Annotated in this window: 25 protein-coding genes; 9 read left to right on the top strand and 16 right to left on the bottom strand. The window is 70.3% G+C overall.

What is annotated here, in order from left to right; translation table 11 throughout:
* The first annotated feature begins 1 nt into the window (after nt 1).
* Together E1288_RS22305 and E1288_RS22300 are read left to right on the top strand one after the other, a co-directional pair.
* Nucleotides 2–703, top strand: coding sequence for a GntR family transcriptional regulator (locus E1288_RS22305; RefSeq protein WP_132488073.1), 702 nt, complete (start codon nt 2–4; stop codon nt 701–703).
* A gap of 41 nt (nt 704–744) precedes the next feature.
* A complete protein-coding gene (locus E1288_RS22300; RefSeq protein WP_132488190.1) occupies nt 745–1461 on the top strand; it encodes a maleylpyruvate isomerase family mycothiol-dependent enzyme in 717 nt (238 codons plus the stop codon).
* Nucleotides 1462–1686: 225 nt separating this feature from the next.
* On the opposite strand, the gene mshB is transcribed toward E1288_RS22300, so the two are convergent.
* Complete coding sequence (gene mshB / locus E1288_RS22295) at nt 1687–2511, bottom strand: N-acetyl-1-D-myo-inositol-2-amino-2-deoxy-alpha-D-glucopyranoside deacetylase (RefSeq protein WP_132488188.1); 825 nt, start codon at nt 2509–2511, stop codon at nt 1687–1689.
* A gap of 176 nt (nt 2512–2687) precedes the next feature.
* On the opposite strand from mshB, the gene E1288_RS22290 reads away from it, so the two are divergent.
* On the top strand, nt 2688–3605 hold the full coding sequence (locus E1288_RS22290) for an endonuclease/exonuclease/phosphatase family protein (RefSeq protein WP_268951856.1): 918 nt from the start codon (nt 2688–2690) through the stop codon (nt 3603–3605).
* Nucleotides 3606–3689: 84 nt separating this feature from the next.
* On the opposite strand, the gene E1288_RS22285 is transcribed toward E1288_RS22290, so the two are convergent.
* The 6 genes from E1288_RS22285 to E1288_RS22260 all read right to left on the bottom strand — a co-directional run bounded on the left by E1288_RS22285 (nt 3690) and on the right by E1288_RS22260 (nt 8030).
* The gene (locus E1288_RS22285) at nt 3690–4430 is read right to left on the bottom strand and encodes an SRPBCC family protein (protein ID WP_132488071.1); all 741 of its coding nucleotides are present in this window, start codon (nt 4428–4430) and stop codon (nt 3690–3692) included.
* A 2-nt stretch (nt 4431–4432) separates the two neighbouring features.
* Nucleotides 4433–4843, bottom strand: a complete 411-nt coding sequence (locus tag E1288_RS22280) for a VOC family protein (RefSeq protein WP_165968208.1) — start codon at nt 4841–4843, stop codon at nt 4433–4435.
* A 2-nt stretch (nt 4844–4845) separates the two neighbouring features.
* Nucleotides 4846–5439 carry an ArsR/SmtB family transcription factor gene (locus E1288_RS22275; protein WP_207954491.1) on the bottom strand — a complete coding sequence of 198 codons (594 nt, stop codon included), beginning with the start codon at nt 5437–5439 and terminating at the stop codon, nt 4846–4848.
* Nucleotides 5440–5522: 83 nt separating this feature from the next.
* Complete coding sequence (locus tag E1288_RS22270) at nt 5523–6479, bottom strand: DUF3048 domain-containing protein (protein ID WP_132488067.1); 957 nt, start codon at nt 6477–6479, stop codon at nt 5523–5525.
* A gap of 83 nt (nt 6480–6562) precedes the next feature.
* Nucleotides 6563–7132 (bottom strand): NADPH-dependent FMN reductase, encoded by a 570-nt coding sequence (locus E1288_RS22265; RefSeq protein ID WP_132488065.1) that lies wholly within the window; start codon nt 7130–7132, stop codon nt 6563–6565.
* 64 nt (nt 7133–7196) lie between these two features.
* On the bottom strand, nt 7197–8030 hold the full coding sequence (locus E1288_RS22260; protein WP_132488063.1) for an arylamine N-acetyltransferase family protein: 834 nt from the start codon (nt 8028–8030) through the stop codon (nt 7197–7199).
* A gap of 293 nt (nt 8031–8323) precedes the next feature.
* On the opposite strand from E1288_RS22260, the gene E1288_RS22255 reads away from it, so the two are divergent.
* Both E1288_RS22255 and E1288_RS22250 read left to right on the top strand, forming a co-directional pair.
* Entirely contained in the window at nt 8324–9859 is a 1536-nt protein-coding gene (locus E1288_RS22255; RefSeq protein WP_132488061.1) for a UxaA family hydrolase, read from the top strand.
* Between the two features lie 148 nt (nt 9860–10007).
* Nucleotides 10008–10766: a hypothetical protein gene (locus E1288_RS22250; protein ID WP_132488059.1), complete on the top strand. Its 759-nt coding sequence runs from the start codon at nt 10008–10010 to the stop codon at nt 10764–10766.
* A gap of 4 nt (nt 10767–10770) precedes the next feature.
* Here the strand turns inward: E1288_RS22250 and E1288_RS22245 are convergent, their stop codons facing one another.
* Nucleotides 10771–11109, bottom strand: a complete 339-nt coding sequence (locus E1288_RS22245) for a hypothetical protein (RefSeq protein WP_132488057.1) — start codon at nt 11107–11109, stop codon at nt 10771–10773.
* Nucleotides 11110–11485: 376 nt separating this feature from the next.
* Entirely contained in the window at nt 11486–11935 is a 450-nt protein-coding gene (locus E1288_RS22240) for an Lrp/AsnC family transcriptional regulator (protein ID WP_132488055.1), read from the bottom strand.
* A gap of 159 nt (nt 11936–12094) precedes the next feature.
* Between E1288_RS22240 and E1288_RS22235 the strand changes: the two genes are divergently transcribed.
* Entirely contained in the window at nt 12095–15532 is a 3438-nt protein-coding gene (locus tag E1288_RS22235) for an indolepyruvate ferredoxin oxidoreductase family protein (RefSeq protein WP_132488053.1), read from the top strand.
* Between the two features lie 61 nt (nt 15533–15593).
* Here the strand turns inward: E1288_RS22235 and E1288_RS22230 are convergent, their stop codons facing one another.
* The 3 genes from E1288_RS22230 to E1288_RS22220 all read right to left on the bottom strand — a co-directional run bounded on the left by E1288_RS22230 (nt 15594) and on the right by E1288_RS22220 (nt 17315).
* Nucleotides 15594–16052 (bottom strand): GreA/GreB family elongation factor, encoded by a 459-nt coding sequence (locus E1288_RS22230; protein WP_132488051.1) that lies wholly within the window; start codon nt 16050–16052, stop codon nt 15594–15596.
* 134 nt (nt 16053–16186) lie between these two features.
* A complete protein-coding gene (locus E1288_RS22225; protein ID WP_132488049.1) occupies nt 16187–16912 on the bottom strand; it encodes a Clp protease N-terminal domain-containing protein in 726 nt (241 codons plus the stop codon).
* 31 nt (nt 16913–16943) lie between these two features.
* Nucleotides 16944–17315, bottom strand: a complete 372-nt coding sequence (locus E1288_RS22220) for a hypothetical protein (RefSeq protein ID WP_235883725.1) — start codon at nt 17313–17315, stop codon at nt 16944–16946.
* Nucleotides 17316–17515: 200 nt separating this feature from the next.
* Here E1288_RS22220 and E1288_RS22215 point away from each other — a divergent pair, with 200 nt between their 5' ends.
* A complete protein-coding gene (locus E1288_RS22215; protein WP_093273004.1) occupies nt 17516–17719 on the top strand; it encodes a cold-shock protein in 204 nt (67 codons plus the stop codon).
* A 159-nt stretch (nt 17720–17878) separates the two neighbouring features.
* On the opposite strand, the gene E1288_RS22210 is transcribed toward E1288_RS22215, so the two are convergent.
* The 4 genes from E1288_RS22210 to E1288_RS22195 form a co-directional block, all read right to left on the bottom strand.
* A complete protein-coding gene (locus E1288_RS22210; protein ID WP_328592472.1) occupies nt 17879–18139 on the bottom strand; it encodes a cytochrome P450 in 261 nt (86 codons plus the stop codon).
* 157 nt (nt 18140–18296) lie between these two features.
* Nucleotides 18297–18623, bottom strand: a complete 327-nt coding sequence (locus tag E1288_RS22205) for a DMT family transporter (RefSeq protein WP_132488045.1) — start codon at nt 18621–18623, stop codon at nt 18297–18299.
* 2 nt (nt 18624–18625) lie between these two features.
* Complete coding sequence (locus tag E1288_RS22200; RefSeq protein WP_132488043.1) at nt 18626–19015, bottom strand: DMT family transporter; 390 nt, start codon at nt 19013–19015, stop codon at nt 18626–18628.
* Nucleotides 19016–19209: 194 nt separating this feature from the next.
* A complete protein-coding gene (locus E1288_RS22195) occupies nt 19210–19533 on the bottom strand; it encodes a hypothetical protein (RefSeq protein ID WP_132488041.1) in 324 nt (107 codons plus the stop codon).
* 213 nt (nt 19534–19746) lie between these two features.
* Here E1288_RS22195 and E1288_RS22190 point away from each other — a divergent pair, with 213 nt between their 5' ends.
* Together E1288_RS22190 and E1288_RS22185 are read left to right on the top strand one after the other, a co-directional pair.
* Entirely contained in the window at nt 19747–20412 is a 666-nt protein-coding gene (locus E1288_RS22190; protein WP_132488039.1) for a response regulator transcription factor, read from the top strand.
* Nucleotides 20409–21551, top strand: a complete 1143-nt coding sequence (locus tag E1288_RS22185; protein WP_132488037.1) for a sensor histidine kinase — start codon at nt 20409–20411, stop codon at nt 21549–21551. Before E1288_RS22190 ends, E1288_RS22185 begins: the two co-directional genes overlap by 4 nt.
* Nucleotides 21552–21558 lie beyond the last annotated feature (7 nt).

The raw sequence follows: 21558 nt of genomic DNA, 5'->3' as shown, positions 1-21558 counted from the left end.
ATTGACCACCGCGGACCCGTGGGCGGACCTGCTCACGGCCGACCGATCGCTGCTGGACCGCACCAGCACGGCCGAACGGGTCGCCGACGTGCTGCGGCAGCGCATCATCGACGGCGCGCTCGCCCCGGGCACCCGGCTTTCCGAGGAAACCGCGGGCAAGGCGCTGGCCGTCTCCCGCAACACGCTGCGCGAGGCGTTCCGGCTGCTGGTGCACGAGCGACTGCTGGTGCACGAGTTCCACCGCGGCGTGTTCGTCCGGGTGCTCAGCGCCGACGACGTGATCGACCTGTACCGGATCCGCAGGCTGCTGGAGACCAGCGCGGTGCGCCGGGCCGGCACCGCGGCGGCCGAGCTGGTGGCGGCCGTGGACCGGGCGGTGACCGACGGCGAGCGGGCAGCCGAGGACGAGCGGTGGAGCGACGTCGGCACCGCGAACATGCGCTTCCACGAAGCGCTCGCGGCGCTGGCCGCCAGCCCGCGGGTGAACGAGACGATGCGGCAGCTGCTGGCCGAGCTGCGACTGGCGTTCCACGTGATGTCCCGCCCGCAGGAGTTCCACCAGCCCTACCTCGCGCTCAACCGGGCGATCGCGGACCTGATCACCGGCGGCTCGATGGAAGCGGCGGCCGACCGGCTCGACGAGTACTTCGACGAGGCCGAGACCCAGCTCGTCGAGGCGTACAAGACCTACAACTCGCACTGACGGCGCCCCACGGCGGGACGGGTCTAGGATCCTGGCGCGTGATGCCTCCGTTGCACGCTGTCGCGCAAGGCCATCGTCGACTCCGCGAAGCGCTCGCCGCGCTGACCGATGATCAAGTCACCGCTCCGTCGCTGCTCCCCGGGTGGAGCCGAGGCCACGTGCTGGCCCACCTGACCGACAACGCCCGAGCGTTCGCGCGGGTCTCCGAGCTCGCGTTGCGCGGCGAGCTGGTCGACGCCTACGAAGGCGGGCAGGCCGAACGCGACGCGATCATCGCGGGCCTCGCCCCGAGCAGCGCCGACGAACACCGGTCCGCCATCGCCCGGCACTCCGCCGCGCTGGAAGCGGTGTGGTCGCAGGCCACCACCGACGACTGGGCGCGCCCGGTGCGGTTCCGCAACGGCGACCTGGGCGGGCTCGTGCACATGCGCTGGCGGGAGGTGTGGATCCACCTGGTGGACCTCGACCTGGGCATCGGCCCGCAGGAGTGGAGCAACGAATTCTCCTGCCACGCGGTCGATTTCCTGCTTCCCCGATTGCCGGAGGGCGTCGTCCTGCGGCAGGCCGACGGCCCGCGCCGGTGGACGACCGGCGACGCCGACGGCCGTCCCGAGATCAGCGGCCGGGCCCGCGACCTCGCGGCCTGGCTCGCGGGCCGGACGCCGGAGCGCTCGCCGCTCGGCCCGCTGCCGGACCTCGGCCCCTGGCCCGCGCACCCGGCCCCGATCCCGGACGACGAACGCCGCACGAACGGGTAACCGCACCAGACGACGGCGGCACGAGCACGACCCAATTTTGCCTAAAATTGGGAGCTTCCCGGAGCCCTCTCAAGCCCTCGCCGGGCTAGGAAGCCCCCAATTTTGCCTAAAATTGGGGGCTTCCCGGAGCCAGCGCACGGGGTTCCCGAAGGGATCTTCCGATTTTGCCTAAAATTGGGAGCCTTCGGCGTTAGCCGAGGTTTCTGTTGCGGGCGCGTGGTTTCGTCAGGCGAGGCCCGCGAAGAGGTCGGATTCCCAGTCGTAGGTGCCGGATCCGGGGCCTCGTTCTCCGCGGACCAGCAGGTAGTGCTCCATCGCGAACTCCGGGCGCGATACCAGCTGGGCGAAGAACCCGCCGTCGTCCAGGTTGACCTGGCTGCGGTAGTGCCGCAGGGCGGCGGTCTTGATCGCGTGGAAGTCGCGGCCGTCGACCATCGCCGTGAGCTCCTCGTCGGGCACCGTGTACGGCTCGAAGCCCTCGACGCCGGCCTCCTCGACCTGCTTGAGGATCGAACGCGGCAGCGTCGTCCAGTACACCTTCGACACCTGCCACGGCTCGCCGAGCTCCGGCGCGTAGTCCGGGTCGGCCGCCGGGTCGATGGAGTCCATCACCGCGCGGTGCGCGCCGATGTGGTCGGGGTGGCCGTAGCCGCCGAACTCGTCGTAGGTGATCACCACCTGGGGCCGCTCCGCACGCAGGATCTCGACCATCGCGCGGGTGACGTCCGCGGGATCGGCCTTGGCGAAGGAGCCGTCCGCGTCGTTGCCCGCCTCGCCCGCCATGCCGCTGTCCCGCCAGCGACCCGGGCCGCCGAGCCAGTGGTGCCGGACGTCGCCGTACTCCGCCAGCGCCGCGCGGATCTCCCCGCGCCGGTGCTCGCCCAGCGCATCGGGTTCTCCGCGCAGGTGCGCGAGATCGTCGACGATCACCTCGCCGAGCTCCCCGCTGGTGCAGGTCACCAGCGAAACCGATGCGCCCTCCGCGAGGTACCGGGCCATCGTGGCGCCGGTGGCGGTGGATTCGTCATCGGGGTGCGCGTGAACCAGCAGCAGGCGGCGATCGTTCATGAGCACGAGCCTAGCCACGGTCACCGACAGCGGGCGGCGATCGCCGACCTGGTCACACCCGCAACCTGCCGCGGAATTCCGGCAATGTTCGCCTTCCGGTCAACCATTCCCGGTCCGCCGGCTGCGAGGATCTCGGTCAGACGATCAAGGAGGCAGCAGTGTCTGGTGTTACCCGACGGGGAGTTCTCGGCATGGCCGGAGTCGCGGCGGTCGCCGGCGTGCTCGGCACCGGCGGTCAGGCGGCCGCGCGGCCGGGCGGCGAGGCGCTGATCGGGCCCGCGCGCGGCGATCGGCTGCACGTGATGACCTTCAACATCCGCCTCGACACCAAGGCCGCACCGCCGAACCCCGACGCCTGGACCACCCGCCGCCCGATCCTCGCCCAGCTGCTCAACACCGAGCAGCCCACCCTGCTCGGCGTGCAGGAAGCCTTGTACAGCCAGGTGAAGGAGGTCCGGGCGGACCTCCCGCGCCACTACGACTGGATCGGGCTGGGCCGCGAAGGCGGCGGCCGCGGCGAGTACATGTCGATCTACTTCGACACCCGCCGGGTCGAGCCGCTGGACTACGACCACTTCTGGCTCTCCGACACGCCGAACGTGATCGGCTCGAAGAGCTGGGGCAACAACGTGATCCGGATGGTCACCTGGGTGCGCTTCCTGGACCGCCGGACCGGCCGCGAGTTCGTCCACGTCAACACGCATTTCGACCACCAGTCGGAGGAATCGCGCCGCCGCAGCGCGCAGCTGGTGCGCGACCGGATCGCCGGTTTCGACGCCGCGCTGCCGGTCGTGCTCACCGGCGACTTCAACACGCCCGCCGAGACGTCGGAGTCCTTCAAGATCCTGACCGGCGGCGGGCTGGCCGACAGCTGGGCCACGGCCGCCGAGCGGCTCACCCCGGCGTGGGGCACCTTCGGCGCCTACAAGGAACCGGTCGAGGGCAAGGAGCGGATCGACTGGCTGCTGCACAACGGGCGCTTCCGGGTGCTGCAGGCCGCGATCAACGCCTACCGCAGCAACGGTTACTTCCCGTCCGACCACTTGCCGGTCCACGCGCTGCTCGAATTCGCCTGATCCGTTCGGCGCGCGAGGGCCGTGGGTCTTCCGGTCGCCGTTGCGGCCCGGAAGACCCACGGCCTGGCCGGCCGAAGGCGGACTTCATCGCCCGGTGATGCGGTCGAGCCAGGACTGCCAGGCGGCGCTGCGGGACTCGCGGTCCACCGCGACGCCGTAGAAGTACTGGGTCGTGCTCACCATGTGGTGCAGATCGTCGGCCATGAAGCGGTAGAGGCCGTGCTCGGTGCGGATGCCGAGCAGCGACTCGTCTCGCAGGTCCACCACGCCCTCGATGGGTTCGAGCCCCTCCGGGGTGAGGCGCACCTGTTCGCCGAGCGCCGGATCCGCGCCGAGCCGCGCGATCAGGTCGGCCCACACCGCTTTTCCGGGCCGGTCGGTGAACCCGGTGGCGACCACGTTGGCCACCGGCAGCCCGGGGAAGTGCCGGAAGTACTCGGCGAGGTTGTGCAGGAACAGGTCCCAGCCCTTGCCGAAGCCGTCATACTCGGCCTCCCAGTCGTCGCCGCCGAAGAATCCACTTTGGACGAGCCGGAGCACGGTGGTGCCGCCCGCCCTGCCCTCGACCAGGAACTCGAGCGTCATCGGCGGTTCACCGTCCGGGCCGGGCGCGCCGTACACGACCCGCCTGCCCGGCTCCCGCTCCAGCACCTGGCCGGCCTGGGTGTTGCCGCCGCCGAAGTCCGCCTCGATCTCCTCGCCCGCGTGCTCATGCGGCACGAACCAGACCGACATGCCCTCCGGGGTGGAGATCGCCTGCCAGACCTGTTCCGGGGTGGCGGCGAGTTCGATCTCCTTCGCCAGCCGCCGGCGCTCGTCCACCACGATCAGTCCTGCTGGACGAGGATGATGAGGTTGCCGCAGGTGTCGTCGAACACCGCCTGCGCGCCGAAATCGGTCTTCGTCGGTTCCTGGGTGAACTCGACCCCGAGTTCCTTCATCCGCGCGCAGTCCTTCTCCAGGTCCGTGCTGCCGAGCATGGTGAACGGGATGCCCGCGTCGTAGAGCGTCTTCTTGTACACCTGCCCGGCCGGCTTGCCGTCGATCTGGATCCCGGGGTTGCCGTCCGGTTCGAGCAGCAGCTCGACGCCGTCCGGCGAGTCGGGCGAGACGACGGTCAGCCACTTGGCGTCGCCGGCCGGGATGTCGGTCTTCTTCACGAAGCCCAGCACGTCGGTGTAGAACGCCAAGGCCTTGTCCTGGTCGTCGACCAGGATGCTGGTAACCGGAACGAACATGATCAGCTCTCCCCTTCTCGTCGAACCGTCGGATGCACAGCGACCACGATCCGGTGCGCCCGCCCACCGGCCGCGGACTCGTCGTGGTACTTCGAGATCAGCGATGCCACCGCCCCGGACAGCTCCTCGGCGAACGCGGCGCGGTCGGCCGCGGAGGCGAACCGGACCTCGCCGTCGATGGCGAACGTCGCGAGCCGCTTGCGGGCCTTTGCCGCTCCCGCGATCAGCTCGCCCACGTCGCGCACCAGCCGCGCGGCCACCGCGAGCAGCCAGCGCGCGGACAGCCTGTCGCGGGACCGCGCGGGATCGGGCTCGACCGCCGCCAGGACGCTCGGCGAGATCACGTACGAGACCGCGGTCGCCCGCAGCACGCGCTCGGTGAAGTTGCCCTTGCGCCGCTCCTCGACCAGCTCGACCAACCCATGCCGCTCCAGCTCGCGCAGGTGGTAGTTGACCTTCTGCCGGGTCAGCCCGACCTTCTGCGCGAGCGTAGTCGCCGAGCCGGGTTCGGCCAGTTCGGCGAGCAGCCGGGCGCGCACCGGGTCAAGCGAGACCTCAGCCGCCCCCGGATCGTCGATCACCGCCACATCGTGCATGTCAACACCGTCTCATTGACAAATTTTTTTGTCAATGCGGGTCCGCTCTCGCCAACGCCTGCTGATCAGTCAGGAATAGTTGCTCAGACGGGGACCAGGACGATCCAGACCTGGCCGGGCGCGAACGGGATCGGCTCGCCCGCCGGTGCGGTGTAGGCGGTGCCCACCTCGGGGGTCGGCCGGGACCAGCTGGCCTCGAACGAAAGGCCGTCGCGGAGCACCACCGCCCGCCCCTCCCCGACGGTTTCCGCGAACGGCGACACGTTCCCCACCACGTCGCGGAACGGCGAGGCGGACACGGGGACTTCCTGGAGCACCACCGTGCTCGCGCCGAGCCGCCCGCTGTCGGCGGCCGAGTACGGGCGGCCGTCCATCGACACCAGCCATCGCCGATCACCCGGCGACCAGGTGAATCTCACGCGCGCGGCCCGGTAGGCGACCTCCTCCCGGTCGGCAGGCACGCCGCCGGGAGGGGCCGCGCCGAACAGCAGCCGGGCGTTCGGCGACCAACCCGCGCCCGCCGGAAGCCGGGCCGGGCGCACGAAGAGGTTGTGCGGCGCCTCGCCCGGCCCCCGGAAGTACGCACCGGGAACGCTCGCCTGCGAGGCGTCGTTCACCGGTGCCCGCCCGATCTCCGGCAGGAGTTCCGGTGCCGCACCGGAGAACGCCAGCGTCGGATGCCCGAACTGGGGCAGCAGGCGCAGGTCGGTCTGCCGGGCGCTGCGCACCGGGCCCACCACCGGCGGCAGGCTGGACGCGAAAACCGCTATCAGCCTGCTGATTCCCGCCTCGACCGGTTCGACGAAGATCACGTCGGCCGCGCCGATCCCGGTCGGCGGGCGGGCCGGCGGCGAGTTGTCCACCTTGACCGCGAGCACCGGCGGCCCAGGCGGCGGAGGCGGCGGTGGGGGCTCGGGCGGTAGCGGCGGCGCCGGCTCGGCGATCGGCACCGTCAGCGTTCCGGCGGGTTGCAGGGCCAACCCGCCGAGCACGACGGCCAGGACGGTGACCAGGGTTCCGAAGACGCGCAACCACCACATCGCCCCTCCACGACGGCAGTCGTCCGCTGCCGGGTAGCTTCGCGCGCTCCGGCAGCCACGACAAGGGGCCGTCTGGCCGAGAATCAGCGGTACGGACGCCGATCCCGGGCTTCCTTCGTCGCGCGAGCCCACCAGACGACCTGGTCCAGCATCAGCTTCGCCGCGCCGGCCGGGCCCGTCTCGTCCTTGGGGTTGCCGGACTCGTCGAAGCGGTCGTAGACGCCGTGGAAGCTCACGGTTTCGCGGACGGTCACCGCGTGCAGCTCGGCGAAGACCTGGCGGAGCTGCTCGACCGCCCGCAGGCCGCCGGAAATCCCGCCGTAGGAGACGAATCCGACCGGCTTGGTCTGCCACTCGGCGCCGGCGGTGTCGATGGCGTACTTCAGCGATGCCGGGTAGCCGTGGTTGTACTCGGGGGTGATCACGACGAACGCGTCCGCGGCGGCCAGCCGACCGGTGTACGCCGTCAGCTGCGGGGTGAGGCCTGCCGGGTGCACCGCGGGGAGTTCGAGCTCGGCCAGGTCGATGACGTCGACGTCCAGTTCCGGGTGCTGCTTCGCCAGGCCGGCGAACCAACCGGCCACCGTCCCGGCGAAGCGGCCCTCCCTGGTGCTGCCGACGATGATGCCCAGTCGCAACAGGTCTTCGGACATTTTCGCTTTCCCTTCAGGATGACTGCCTTGCGGGACCATCCTGAAACTTCGACATTACTCGAAGTCAAATCTCGTTGTCCGCAGTGGATCCGTGCCGCGCCCGGAGCGCGTCGAACTCGGCGTCGCTCAGCCGCACGTCGAGGTCGCGCAGGACGGGTTCCAGCTGGTCGACGGAGATCTTGGCGACCTCCGCGTTGCCGCCAGGGCGCTCCACCGTGAGTTCGTCGCCGACCAGGCGGCGGCTGATCCCCTGGTCCAGCCGCATGACGACCAGCTTGCGACCGAACGGCGACCGGGGATGCGTCGAGATGAAGTGGTGCGCCACCTCGTAATCGGCGAAGTGCTGCGGCATCTCGTCGGAGGAGTGCAGCGCTTCCCAGCCTTCCGCGGTCTCGATCTCCAGCGTCCACAGTGCACCCTCGCGGACCAGGCGGTGCTTCCAGCCGGCCTGGTCGACCAATGCCCCGTCCTCGAACGGCATCGGCGTGAACAGGTTCGCGCCGAAGCCCACGTCGGCCAGGTGGTCGGTGCCGTCGACGCGAACCCGGAGCATCGCGTGGGTCCGGAAGCCGAACTGCCGCGGCCTGGTTCGCGCCATCCGGCGCTCCACGTCGAACCCCAGGTTCTCCAGCACCGCCGCGAACAGCAGCGCGTGCTCGTAGCAGTAGCCGCCGCGGCCGCGCCGGACGAGCTTGTCGTTGATGTCGGGCAACGCGACCCCGGGGTGCTGCCCGAGGATCACGTCTATGTTCTCGAACGGGATGGCGCGCACGTGCGCCTCGTGCAGCGATCGCAGCGCCGCCGCCGACGGCTCCACCCGCGGGTGCCCGAGCCGGTCCAGGTAGGCGTCGACGTCGACGGTCCCGATCTGCCATTCGTCGTGCTCGTTCTCGCTCATGACTGGTCCGCCTCTCCGCGATTCACAGTGGTGGTTGCGTTCAGCCCACTCTCCCGTTGCGTGGTTTCTCGTGGCTGGTTTGCGTCACGGTCCCCTGGGGTGCGGTTGAGGAGGACTGAGGTTGACACAGGGCTACTCATGCCCAAAGCCTGGCAAATCGACCGTGCTGGAGATCAAGGCGCAGATCCGGGATTTCCGGCGGAACGGGCGCGGATCCCGTGCCGTTGACACCGAACACGAGCCGCAAATACGGTATATCAACCGGTGTTCGAAATACCAGACATGGAGCGGGCATGCCGAACATTCCGACCCTCATCCACCTGCGCGACGAGGACGACGTCGCCATCGCCGGCGCCGACCTGGGCGCGGGCGCCGAAACCAGGGTCGGCGGCGGCGCGGTCGTGCTGCGCGCGGACGTGCCGCGCGGGCACAAGGTGGCGGTGCACGACATCGCGGCGGGCAGCGCGGTGCGCCGGTACGGCCAGGTGATCGGCTTCGCGGGCCGGGACATCGCCGCCGGAGAGCACATCCACCTGCACAACCTCGAATACCGCGAGTTCGAGCGGGCCTACGAGTTCGCCGTCGACGCCCAGCCCGAACAGCTCCTGCCCGCGGACCAGCGCGCCACCTTCCAGGGCTACGTCCGCTCCGACGGCAAGGTCGGCACCCGCAACTACCTCGGCGTGCTCACCAGCGTCAACTGCTCGGCGACCGCGGCGAAGCTCATCGCCCAGCAGATGCGGTTCTCCGGCGTGCTGGACGACTTCCCGAACGTCGACGGCGTCGTCGCGCTCACCCACGGCACCGGCTGCGGCATGGCCCCCGACGGCGAGGGCATCGACGTGCTGCGCCGCGTCATGCGCGGCTACCTCACGCACCCGAACTTCGCCGGCTTCCTCGTCCTCGGCCTCGGCTGCGAGGACAACCAGATCGTCAAGCTCACCGAGGACGTCGAGCTGCGCAGCGGCCTGCCGGTCGTCACCGCCACCATCCAGGAGCTCGGCGGCACCACCAAGACCGTCCGAGCGGGCGTCGGCCGGCTCACCGAGCTGCTGCCCGAGGCCGACAAGGTCGAGCGCACCGCGGTCCCGGCCAGCGAACTCGTCCTCGGCACCAACTGCGGCGGCTCGGATTCCTACTCCGGCATCACGGCCAACCCCGCGCTCGGCGCGGCGGTCGACCGGCTCGTCGCGCACGGCGGCACCGGCATCGTCGGCGAAACACCCGAGATCTACGGCACCGAGCACATGCTCGCCCGCCGCGCCGCCAGCCGCGAGGTCGGCGAGAAGCTCCTGGACAAGATCGCCTGGTGGCAGGACTACACCGCCAAGAACGGCGGTTCGATGGACAACAACCCCTCCCCCGGCAACAAGGCGGGCGGCCTGACGACCATCCTGGAGAAGTCGCTGGGCGCGGTCGCGAAGGGCGGCACCACGACGCTGCGCGACGTCGTCGACTACGCCGCCCCCGTCACCAGCAAGGGCTTCGTGTTCATGGACACGCCCGGCTACGACCCGGTGTCGGTGACCGGGATCGTGGCGGGCGGCGCCAACGTCGTCTGCTTCACCACCGGCCGCGGATCGGCGTTCGGCTGTTCCCCCGTCCCGAGCCTCAAGCTCGCCACCAACACCCCGCTCTACGAGCACATGAGCGAGGACATGGACATCAACGCGGGCAGCATCATCGACGGCGGGACCACCGTCGAGGAGCTCGGCGAGCAGATCTTCGACCACGTGCTGCGCGTCGCCTCCGGCGAGCACACCAAGAGCGAAGACCTCGGCTACGGCGAGGAGGAGTTCGTCCCCTGGCACATCGGCACCGTCATGTGACGGCGCCCGGGTCCCGTCGGGGAGGCTCGGCCTGGTGCTGCTCGGCTTCCGCTCCCCGTGGGAGCAGCGCAGAACCGCCTGATCAGCGGCATCGCGTCGCACGGTTGGGCCTTACTCGACGCGCCCCGCGCTGGCTAGATTCGAAAACATGAGCGAATTACCGCAGGCGGGTGGTCGCGAGCACGAGTACTGGTTCGACAGCGACTACGCCCAGTTGATCGAAGCGTTGCGGCAGGGCGACGACCTGGCCGACATCGCCGCGGAGTTGCAGCGCAGCGTGCGCGCCGTCGAAGGCCGGCTCAGGTACCTGATCCCCGGCGACGCCGTGCGGGGCGCGCGGGCCAGGGAAGACTGGCTGCGCGCGAAGCTCGCCGAAGAGCCCGACTACGACTGGCGCGCCGTCGCGCTGCGGAACTACGCCGCCGAGGAACGGCGGTACTGGGCCGCGACCGACGAGCGCGAGCTCATCGCGGGCTGGCGGCGGCGAACGTTCCTGCCGGCGCTCGCGGAAGGGCTGCGCGCCTCGGACTTCCAGGTGGCGCGGCACCTCTGCCGCCTCGGCCTGGCGGCCTCGGTGACGGACGTCGTCGAGCACCTCGGCGCCGCGCCCGGCAGCACCACCGAGATCCGCGCCCGGATGCACGCCGACCGGGCCGCGGCGGCGGTGTGGGTGCTCGTGGTGGACGGCGAGGGAACGCGGATTCCGCTGTTCGACGGGCAACGGCGGCACATCTCGCTGCACGCCGGTTTCGACGACGCGCAGCGGCGCCTGGACCAGCTGCTCCGCCAGGCCGGACGCCACCACCGCGACGAACTCCGCTGGAGCCTCGCCGAGCGCACCATCGGCGAGGACGCGCACGGAGCCACCTACCACGACCTGACCCGGCCGCCGGCGGTGGCCGGCTGACGGCTCAGGCGAGCAGGTGGGGGCACTCGTCTGGTTCGCCGAGCGGGCCGGGCCAGTCGAGGGAGTGCCAGAAGCCCAGCGCCTCGGTGCTGCGTTCGATCGGCGCCGTGCTCCACCGGTAGTCCGGCCAGGTGCGCCGGAGAAGGTCGATCGCGAGCGTCGCCAGGCCCCGCCGCCGGCAGCGCCGGTCGATGCGGATGTACTCCACGACCGCGATCCGGCAGCCGTGGCAGATCCGCAGCTCCAGGTCGCCGACGACGAGCCCGTCCAGCCGGATCTCGACGCCCGGCGGACCGGTGGGCAACAACGCCGGCACGGCGGCCAGCTCAAGATCCCCGACCATGTGATCAGGATGTGCGGTCAACGCCCGTTTGTCTCGCCGAACCCGGATTCCGGCGGAAATCGCGCCCCGAGGCCGTGCCACCTGGTCACGTGGGCCGTGAGTACTTCGTGTCGCTATGGCAACCCGGTTTTGGATGTGGTGGGCGCGGGGTTTTGTCTTTGAAGCGGCGCAGCCGCATAGCCCACCTACGCAACTCGCACCGCCGCGGGTTCTCAGGCTGTGCCCGCCCGAGGGGCTCTCGGCGAGGCCAGTCCCCGACGTGGTGTATTGGGCATACATGATGTCGGGGATCCCACAGCGAGAAGGCGACCGTGATTCCCGCAGGGGGGCCGCTACCCGCACCGCCACCCAAGACGAGTTTGGAAATAGGTTCCGCTCAGCGGCGGCTGCGTTGCCAGGAGTCCAGGGCGATCAGGGTCTTGGTGCTGGTGACCCGATGGCTCCGGCGGATCTCGTCGATGGTGCGCTGCAGGTGCGCCATGTCCCGGACCCGCAGCCACACCAGCGCATCCGGGTCGCCCGCGATCGTGAACACCGCCTGCGCCTCGGGCATCCGGGTCGTCGTCTGGATGATCTCGTCCACGCCGCTGGTGCCCAGGAACCGCAGCTCGATGAAAGCCTCGACGGCCCAGCCGAGCTTCGCGTGATCCACCTGCACTGTGTACCCGCGGATCACGCCGGCCTCCTCCAACCGGTCGATCCGCCGCTTCACGGCGGCCGTCGACAGCGTCACCCGGCCGGCGATGTCCGACAGCGTCCGCCGCGCGTCCTCGCGCAGCAGAGCCAGGATTTCGTGATCTGTCGCATCGAGCGTCGGGTCGGCCATGGACCGCGATGTTACGCAAAATTCGGGCGTCCGACGGCATCTGCACCACCGAAGTTTGCGTGGTTCCCGCAGTTTCGGGTCTCGGTGTTGTGCGCCACATCGCACATCCGCTGAAGTGTCGGCGATCACGATCCGCGTGCCCGACCGAGGGAGTTCGACATGGCCGCCTTCACCCTGGACGACCGCTACCTCCAGGAGTCGGGGACCGTCTACGTGACCGGGGTGCAGGCCCTGGTGCGGTTGTTGTTCGACCGGATCCGGCACGACCGCCGCCACGAACTGCGCACCGCGGCGTTCGTCTCCGGCTACGAGGGTTCGCCGCTGGCCGGGTTCGACCTGGAGCTGGCCCGCCGCGCGAAGCTGCTCGCCGACCACGACGTGGTCCACCAGCCTGGCCTGAACGAGGAGCTGGCCGCGACGTCGGTGATGGGCAGCCAGCTCACCGAGGGGCTCGGCACGCAGCGCCCGGACGGCGTCGTCGGCGTCTGGTACGGCAAGGCGCCGGGCCTGGACCGGGCCAGCGACGCGCTGCGCCACGCCAACCTCGCGGGCACGAACCCGCGCGGCGGCGCGGTCGCGCTGATCGGCGACGACCCGAACGCGAAGTCCTCGACGGTTCCGGCGGCCTCGGAGGCGGCGCTCGCGGACCTGGCGATGCCGGTGTTCTTTCCGGCGGACTCGCAGGACCTGCTCGACTTCGGGCTGCACGCGGTGGAGATGTCGCGGGCCAGCGGGTTGTGGACGTCGATCAAGGTGGTCGCCAACGTCGCGGACGCGGCCGGCACGGCGGTCGTGACGCCGGACTGGGCCGCGCCCGAGATCCCGGCCGAGCTCAAGCCGTACTCGCACCGCCCCAGCGCGCGCCTGCTCGGCGCCGAGCTCGCCGGGCTGGAGCACAGCCTGCACAACCGACGCCTGCCGCTGGCGGTGGAATACCTCCGGCGCAGCGGCGTCAACCGGGTGGTGCGCTCGGGCCCGGCGGACCGGATCGGCATCGTGGCGGCCGGGAAGTCCTATTTGGACATCCGGCAGGCGCTGCGGGCGCTCGGCCTCGGCGAAGCGGAGCTGGCCGCCTACGGAATCCGGCTGCTCAAGCTCGGCGCGATCTACCCGCTCGACCCGCAGCTCATCCGGGACTTCGCGACCGGGCTGACCGAGATCGTCGTGGTCGAGGAGAAGCGCTCGTTCCTCGAAACGGCCATCAAGGAGGTCCTCTACGGCCAGCCCGGCGCCCCGGCCGTCCACGGCAAGAAGGGGCCGGACGGCGGCACGCTGTTCACCGAGCTCGGCGAGCTCGACCCGGACCGCATCGCCAAGGGCCTGGCCGGCCGGCTGACCGCGCACGGCGAGATCGAGCCGGTCAACGCCTGGCGGCAGCGCCGCCGCCGCGAGCGCATCGCCGTCCCCCTGCTGGCGCGCACGCCGTACTTCTGCTCGGGCTGCCCGCACAACTCGTCGACGAAGGTGCCCGACGGGACGGTGGTGGGCGCCGGTATCGGCTGCCACACGATGGCGCTGTTCATGGACGCCGACCAGGTCGGCGACGTCGTCGGCATCACGCAGATGGGCGGCGAGGGCGCCCAGTGGATCGGCATGGCCCCGTTCGTCGGCACCGAGCACTTCGTGCAGAACATCGGCGACGGCACCTTCACGCACTCCGGCAGCCTCGCCGTGCGCGCGGCGGTCGCCGCCGGGGTCAACATCACCTACAAGCTGCTGCACAACTCGGCCGTGGCGATGACCGGCGGTCAGGACGCGGTCGGCGCTCTGCCGCTGGCGCGGCTGACCGAGGTCCTGCTGCTGGAAGGCGTCGCCAAGGTGATCGTCACCAGCGATGCGCCGAAGCGGCTGGCGGGCAAGCTGCCCCGCGGCGTCGAGGTCCGGCACCGCGACGATCTGCTGCGGGCGCAAGAAGAACTGGCCGCCGTGCCCGGCGTGACGGTGCTGGTCCACGACCAGGAGTGCGCGGCCGAGAAGCGCCGCAAGCGCCGCCGCGGCAAGCAGCCGACGTCGCCGGAGAAGGTGCTGATCAACGAGCGGGTCTGCGAGGGCTGCGGGGATTGCGGCGCCAAGTCCAACTGCCTCTCGGTGCAGCCGGTATCGACCGAGTTCGGCCGCAAGACGCAGATCCACCAGTCCTCGTGCAACGTCGACTACTCCTGCCTGGCCGGCGACTGCCCGTCGTTCCTGACCGTGGTGCCCAGCGGCCGAACGGTGCGCCGCGAGATCAGCGAGGTCAGCGCCGGCGAGCTGCCCGAGCCCGAGCGCGGGACCGGCGACTTCACCGTCCGCATCACCGGCATCGGCGGCACCGGCGTCGTCACGGTCACGCAGATCCTCGCAACGGCGGCGGTGATCGACGGCCGGCAGGTCCGCACGCTCGACCAGATCGGCCTCGCGCAGAAGGGCGGCGCGGTGGTCTCCGACCTCAAGATCACCGCGGAACCCGTTGCGCAGGCGCCGAAACTGGCCGCCGGCGAGTGCGACCTGTACCTCGGTTGCGACCTGCTGGTGGCGGCCGATCCGGTGCACCTCGCGGCGGCCGACGCCGAGCGGACGACGGCGGTGGTGTCCACCACCGAGGTCCCGACCGGCCGGATGGTCGTGGACACCGCCGTCTCGTTCCCGGTGCAGTCCGGCATCCGCGCAACCCTCGACGACGCCACCGCGCGGGCCTTCTACCTGGATGCGCGCGGCCTCGCCGAGCAGCTGTTCGACGACGACCAGTTCGCCAACATCCTGCAGCTCGGCGCGGCTTACCAGGCGGGTTCGCTGCAGCTGTCGGCCGACAGCATCGAGCGCGCGATCGAGCTCAACGGGACGGCGGTGGCGGCCAACATCCAGGCGTTCCGCCGCGGCCGCCAGGCGATCGCGGACCCGGACGCGCTGCAGGCCGAGATCACCCCGCCGCCGGCGGCCCCCCGCGAGCCCGGCGCGGCGGCGCGGCGGGCTCGGGCGCTGGTCAAGGCCACCGAGGGCTCGGAACTGGCGCGGCTGCTGGACATCCGGATTCCCGACCTCGTCGACTACCACGACGAGAACTACGCGCGCGCCTACGCGGAATTCGTCGAGGAGGTGCGCGGCCGCGGGGAGGACGCGGTGACCGAGGCGGTGGCCCGCAACCTCTACAAGCTGATGGCCTACAAGGACGAGTACGAGGTCGCCCGCCTCTCGCTCGACGAGCGGCTGCGGGCCGACATCGAAGCCCAGTTCGGCGCGGGCTCCCGGTTCGCGTTCCGCCTGCACCCGCCGGTGCTCCGCGCGCTCGGCATGAAGCGGAAGATCAGCCTCGGCCCCTGGTTCGGCAACGTGCTGCGGGTGCTGCGCGCGGCGCGGAAGGTCCGCGGCACCCGTCTGGACCCGTTCGGCTACGCCGAGGTCCGCCGCGTCGAGCGGGAGCTGGTCGGCGAGTACCGGACGGCGATCACCAAGGCCCTGGCGACGCCGGACCACCCGGCGGTCCTGGAGCTGGCCGAGCTGCCGGACGTCGTCCGCGGCTACGAGGAGATCAAGCTGGCGAACGTCGAGACCTACCGCCGGCGCCAGGCCGAACTGCTCAGGTCGCTGGAAACCGCCGAGGTCGTCGCCGCATCATGAGCGGCGGAAGGGTGCCTCCCGCCCGGGGTGGGAGGCACCCTTCCATCCGCTGTGGATCAACTCAGTCCGGCGGCCGGATGCTGACGACCTCGACGCTCGTCTTGCCTTCCGGCGTCGGGAAGCCGATCATCTCCCCCGGGCGACTCCCGGCCACCGCCAGGCCCAGCGGGCTGTCGGAGGTGAACGTGGTGTCCTCCTCGCCGTCGGGGATCTCCTCCGGGATCGCCACGACGCGGTAGGCCTGCGTCGCGCCGTCGGGCAACCGCAAGGTCACCTCGGTACCGGCCGCCAAGCCCCGGACGTCGGACGGCCCGCCGGCGAGGATTTCTTCCAGCTCGGCGATGCGGTCGTCGATCGCGACGAGCTCGTCACCGCCCTGCAACTCCTGCGCGGCGTCGCCCCGGTCCCCGGATTCGTCGCCCTGCCTCAGCTCGTCGACCAACTGCTGCCGCCGCGCGCGCAACGTGCGGATCTCCTCGGTCAACCGAGCCCGACCCACCGCGGATTCCTCGCCACCCATGATCGATCCCTTCACCGGCACCCGACTGCCATCATCAGCGGTTGCCCGGCCGCGGACGAGGCGAAACCGGCGGGCGCGCGGTTGCGGAGCCCGTCGACATCCCCGCAGGCCAACGGGCTCCGCCGCCAGGTGGCTCACTCCTCCCGGGCGGCCACGATCGCGTCGAGCGCAGCGGTGATGTTGGCTTCGGCCGCGGCTTTCTCGATGCCCAGCCCGGAGAGCACACCGGTGCCGTCCTCGTTCTCCAACAGCGCGAGCAGGATGTGCTCGGTGCCGACGTAGTTGTGCCCCATCCGCAGCGCCTCCCGGAAGGTCAGCTCCAGCACCTTCTTCGCCGCGGCGTCGAACGGGATGAGATGCGGCACTTCGTCGGCGGCAGGCGGCAGCGCCTCGGCCGCGGACTCCCGGACGGCGTCCAGCGACACGCCCTGAGCGACGATCGCCTTCGCGCCGAGCCCGTTCGGCTCGCCCAGCAGCCCCAGCACCAGGTGCTCGGGCGTGATCTCGACGCTGCCCGAGGTGCGGGCCTCTGCCTGCGACACCACCACGACATTCCGCGCGCGGTCGGTGTACCGGGCGAATCCCTGGCTCATGTCGAGGCCGGCGTCGGCCTTCGGCACGAACCGCTTCTGGGCGGCCTGCTTCGAGACGCCCATGCTCTTGCCTATCTCGGTCCAGGAAGCGCCGGACCGCCGGGCCTGGTCGACGAAGTGCCCGATCAGGTGATCGGCGACCTCCCCGAGGTGATCGGCGGCGATGACGGCATCGGAGAGCTGGTCGAGGGCATCGGTGTGCGCCTTCTTGATGGCCTGGATCAACGCGTCCAGCGAAACGTGGTCGGAAACCTGTACCTTGTCCATGCGTCAACCATAGGTTGACGTTCGATTGTCGTCAACCATGAGTTGACGATGGCCCGGGGAGCCGCCGTCGCAGGGCACGGGCGAACGCCAGGGCCTCGGCGTCGACGGGTTCCGCCCGGGCGACCGACCGGAGCCACGCGGCAAGGGGCCCGGCCAGGGCAGGCGAAAGAGCGGCGATCCACCGAGCGCTGCCGGCCCGCGCCTCCGCGACGTGCTCGGTCGAGCCACCACCGAGATCCGCAACGACATCCGGCCTGGTCGCGAGCAAGCCCCCGACCCGCCAATCGCCACCGGTCGAAACGGCGGCAAGCCGCTCAAGCGCCTCGGCCGCCCCCAGCAGCTCGTCCCGCCCACTCACATCCACGCCCACATCATCCAGCCATCCGCCGAACCTGTCGGTCACCGGGCACACAGCGAGCCCCGGAGGTGCTAATCTGACCTCGGTCGTATTGAATTCTGAGTTCGTGTTCTCGGCACGCTCGCAGGACGAGTTGCGGGCGAGCTTCTCCCTTTGGTTCAGCTGAAGTGGTAGCCGTCTGAAACTACGGCCCGGGTTGCCGCACCGGCGGCGGTCCGTCTTCAGTTCCACAGAGGAGACAGTAAATGGCACAGGGAACCGTCAAGTGGTTCAACGCCGAAAAGGGCTTCGGCTTCATCGCCCCCGACGACGGCGGCGCTGACGTGTTCGTCCACTACTCGGCGATCGACTCCAGCGGCTTCCGCACGCTGGAGGAGAACCAGCAGGTCAACTTCGAGGTCACGCAGGGCCCGAAGGGCCCGCAGGCCAGCAGCGTCCGCCCGCTCTGAGCATCCTCAGACGCTAGCGGTTAATAACATCGACGCGGCTCCTCCCGACGGGAGGAGCCGCGTCGCGTTTCAGTACCAGGGAATCCCCACACGGAACGAGGGGAAACCGCAAGCAGCGTCGAGCAGTCGCGAACGGTGGCGTCGCAGGCGCTGGCGGAGTCAGCCGAGCCGCACCGGCAGTTCGCCGAGGCCGCGCAACGCCATCAGCCGCCGGTGCGGCGCCTCGCCGTCCCTGACCAGCCCGGGCAGGCGCTGAGCGACCGCCGCGAAGAACACTTCGCCCTCAAGCCTGGCGAGCGGCGCGCCGAGGCAGTAGTGCGCCCCCGAACCGAACGCGAGGTGCCCGGCGCTCGGCGTTCTAGTGATGTCGAACCGGTCCGGCTCCGGGACGTCTCGGTCATGCTCATGGTGGCTCGCCATTCCCAACTCTCGACAACAGATCAGGTGTTGCGGTCGCATTCCGGCGCGCTCGGGCAGGCTTGGTGAGCCGCCCGAGCAGGAACCGACGCGGAGGAGGTTCGGTGAACTCGGTCTCGAGGAACCCGGCTGCTGGCATTCCCCTTCTCGCCAAAGGAGATCAGTACGCCGCCTGCGCACCGAGTTCGACCACCAGCACGCCGCCGATGATGAGCACGACACCGGCAGCCATGACCCACGTCAGCGGGTCGCGGAAGATGACGCGGCCGAGGATCGCGGTGAGCGCGACACCGCTCGCGGCCCAGATCCCGTAGGCGACCCCGACCGGCATGCCCTGCCCCAGCACGACGCCGAGCAACGCGAACGCGCAGACGTACCCCAGCACGACCGGCGCGATCCAGGCCTTCTTGGTGAAGCCTTCCGATGCCTTCATCGACAGGGTCGCGACGGTCTCCAGCCCGATGGCACCGACGAGCAGCAACCACATGATCACTCGCTTCCCGAAGCGCTCAGCACGCCTTGCGGCTCGCCGGCCTGGTGCCGCGCACGCTCGGCCCGCTGCGAACCCAGTTCGACGAGCAGGACCCCGCCGATGATCATCACGATGCCCAGCCCGATCACCCAGGTCAGCGGGTCGCCGAAGATGACGGCCCCGAAGATCGCGGTCAGCGCGACACCGGAGGCGGCCCAGATCCCGTAAACGGCCCCCACTGGCAGGCCGGTGGCCAGCACCTTCGCCACGAGGTAGAAGGCACCGACGTATCCGATCACCACGGGCACCAGCCACCACGGTTGCGCGAACCCGCCCATCGCCCGCAGCGACAACGTGCCGACGACTTCCAGCGCGATCGCGGCACCCAGCATCAGCAACCTGTTCATTCCTCCTGCCCCGTCCCGGTCGCCAGCCGTTCGATCCGGTCGATGACCGCGGCCCGCATGGCCTGGTGACATCAAGCTCCAGCACTCCGCCAGGACCACGGCGATCACGACACGATTCGTGGGGCCGAGGTCCACCTGGCCCCACGAATCGTGTCGTCGGACATCTGCCTCAAGCGGTCATCGTGACCGCTGTCCTACTTGTCGAGCTCGATGGGCGCGGTCGACACGTCGTCGACCGGCTCCGCCGACTCGCCGGGCGTGCCGGGCGGCAGCACCTCGGCAGGCTGGCATTCGATCGGCTCCCCCGGCAGCGACGGGATCGACACATCGTCGACCGGTTTCGCCGGCACGGTGGGCGTGCCGGGCGGCAACACCTCGGCCGGCCGGCATTCGATCGCCGTGATCGGCTTGCTGTCGTTGGCCGGCGAGTTCGTGGTGCTGGCGAACGCGACTCCACCGGCACCGAGCATGATGGCCAGGCCGGCGACGACCGTCGCTACCTTCCGCGAGGAAGACATGTGAGATTCCCTTCTGCATGCGGACATCGCTCCGGCGGTCGTACCGCCGGCGCAACCGCGGCAGCGGGCCGCGGTCTGGTCCCATCCATCCAGACCGCGGTTATCGCCAGCGTCTGATGATCTCCATATGCCGACCGTATGTCCCGACGAGGATCATGTAGTCCTCGTGCCAGCCGGCGTAGGCGGGTCACCTGAGGGCAGGAGGATGAACGCGTGCGGGTGCTGGTCGTGGAGGACGAAGCCTTCCTCGCCGAAGCATTGCAGGCCGGCCTTCGCCGCGAAGGCATGGCGGTCGACATCGCCGGCGACGGGGCGACAGCCCTGGAGAGCGTGGCGGTCAACGAGTACGACGTGGTCGTGCTGGACCGCGACCTCCCCGGCGTGCACGGCGACGATGTATGCCGACAGTTGGTGGCCGGCCGAGCCGGCTGCCGGATCCTCATGCTGACCGCGGCCGGCAGTCTGGCCGACAAAGTCGACGGGCTGCGTCTCGGCTCGGACGACTACCTGGTCAAACCGTTCGACTTCCCCGAACTCGTCGCCCGGCTGCACGCCCTGCGACGACGCGGCGCCGCAGCACACCCTCCCGTGCTGACCTACGCCGACCTCCGGTTGGACCCCGCTCGCCGCGACGCCCGCCGCGGCGACCATTCCTTGCGGCTGACCCGGAAGGAGTTCGCCGTCCTGGAACTGCTCCTGCGTGCGGACGGGGCGGTGCTCAGCGCGGAACACCTGTTGGAGAAGGCCTGGGACGCCCACGCCGACCCGTTCACCAACGCCGTCCGCATCACCATCTCCACACTGCGACGCAAACTCGGCGACCCACCCATCCTGCACACCGCTACCGGTGTCGGCTACTACCTCGCCGCCACCACGTGAGCATCCACGCCACGCTGCGGCGGAATCGGCTATCCATCCGGCTGCGGCTCACCCTGCTCTACGGGGGCACGGTGCTGGCCTGCGGCATCGCGTTGTTGCTCACCGTGTACGCGCTGATGCGGTACATCCCGAGCTACGACCTGCAGCCCGCCGCCCCCATGCCAGAAACCGTGGTTCCGGCCATCCCTGCCGACGACATCGGACCGGCAATCGGCACGATCACCAGCAAAGACGACATCTTGATGACGCTGCTGCAACTGTCCGGCGTGGCGCTGATCGGGTTGGCCCTGATCTCGTTCCTGCTCGGCTGGGTCATCGCCGGGCGCATGCTCGCCCCCATCCACCGCATCACCCGGACGACACGCACCGTCGCAGGCCACTCCCTGCACGAACGCATCCACCTCGATGGCCCCCAGGACGAGTTCACCGAACTCGCCGACACCATCGACACGATGCTCGACCGGCTGCACGCCAGCTTCCAAGCCCAGCAACGCTTCGCCGTCAACGCGTCGCACGAACTGCGCACCCCACTGGCGACCACGCGCACCATGCTGCAGGTCGCCATCGCACACCCCCGCGACCACGATCTCGCCACCCTGGCGCCCAAACTGCTGGCCACCAACGAACGCAGCATCGCAACCGTGGAAGCGCTGCTCGCCCTGTCCCGAGCCCACCACGGCATCCACGACGCAAAGCACGTCGACCTCACCGCAGTCGCGGCGCACGCGCTGGAACAGGTGCGAACCGAAGCAGGCGCCAACCGGATCGCCGTGCGCGACGAGCTGCACCCGGCCACCGTGAACGGCGACGAGGACCTGCTCCACCACTTGCTGACCAACCTGCTGCACAACGCCATCCGGCACAACCACACCGGTGGCACAGCACGACTGACCACCACCGCCCGGGACGGCACCGCCATCATCACCGTCACCAACACCGGCGAGCCCATCACATCCGAAGAAGCCGGCCGGCTGTTCGAGCCGTTCTACCGAATCCGCGCCCGCACTCACGCCAACGGACACGGCCTCGGCCTGGCCCTCGTGCGCGCCATCGCTCACAGCCACCACGGTGCCGCCACCGCCACCCCCAACCCCGGCGGCGGACTGACCATCACCATCACCCTGCCCAGCGCCGGATGATCCACCC

It is taken from the genome of Saccharopolyspora elongata, from assembly GCF_004348985.1.
In the GTDB taxonomy this organism is placed as follows: Bacteria; Actinomycetota; Actinomycetes; order Mycobacteriales; family Pseudonocardiaceae; genus Saccharopolyspora; species Saccharopolyspora elongata.
The sequence above is the reverse complement of the archived record's forward strand: the minus strand, read 5'-3'. Positions and strand labels throughout refer to the sequence as shown.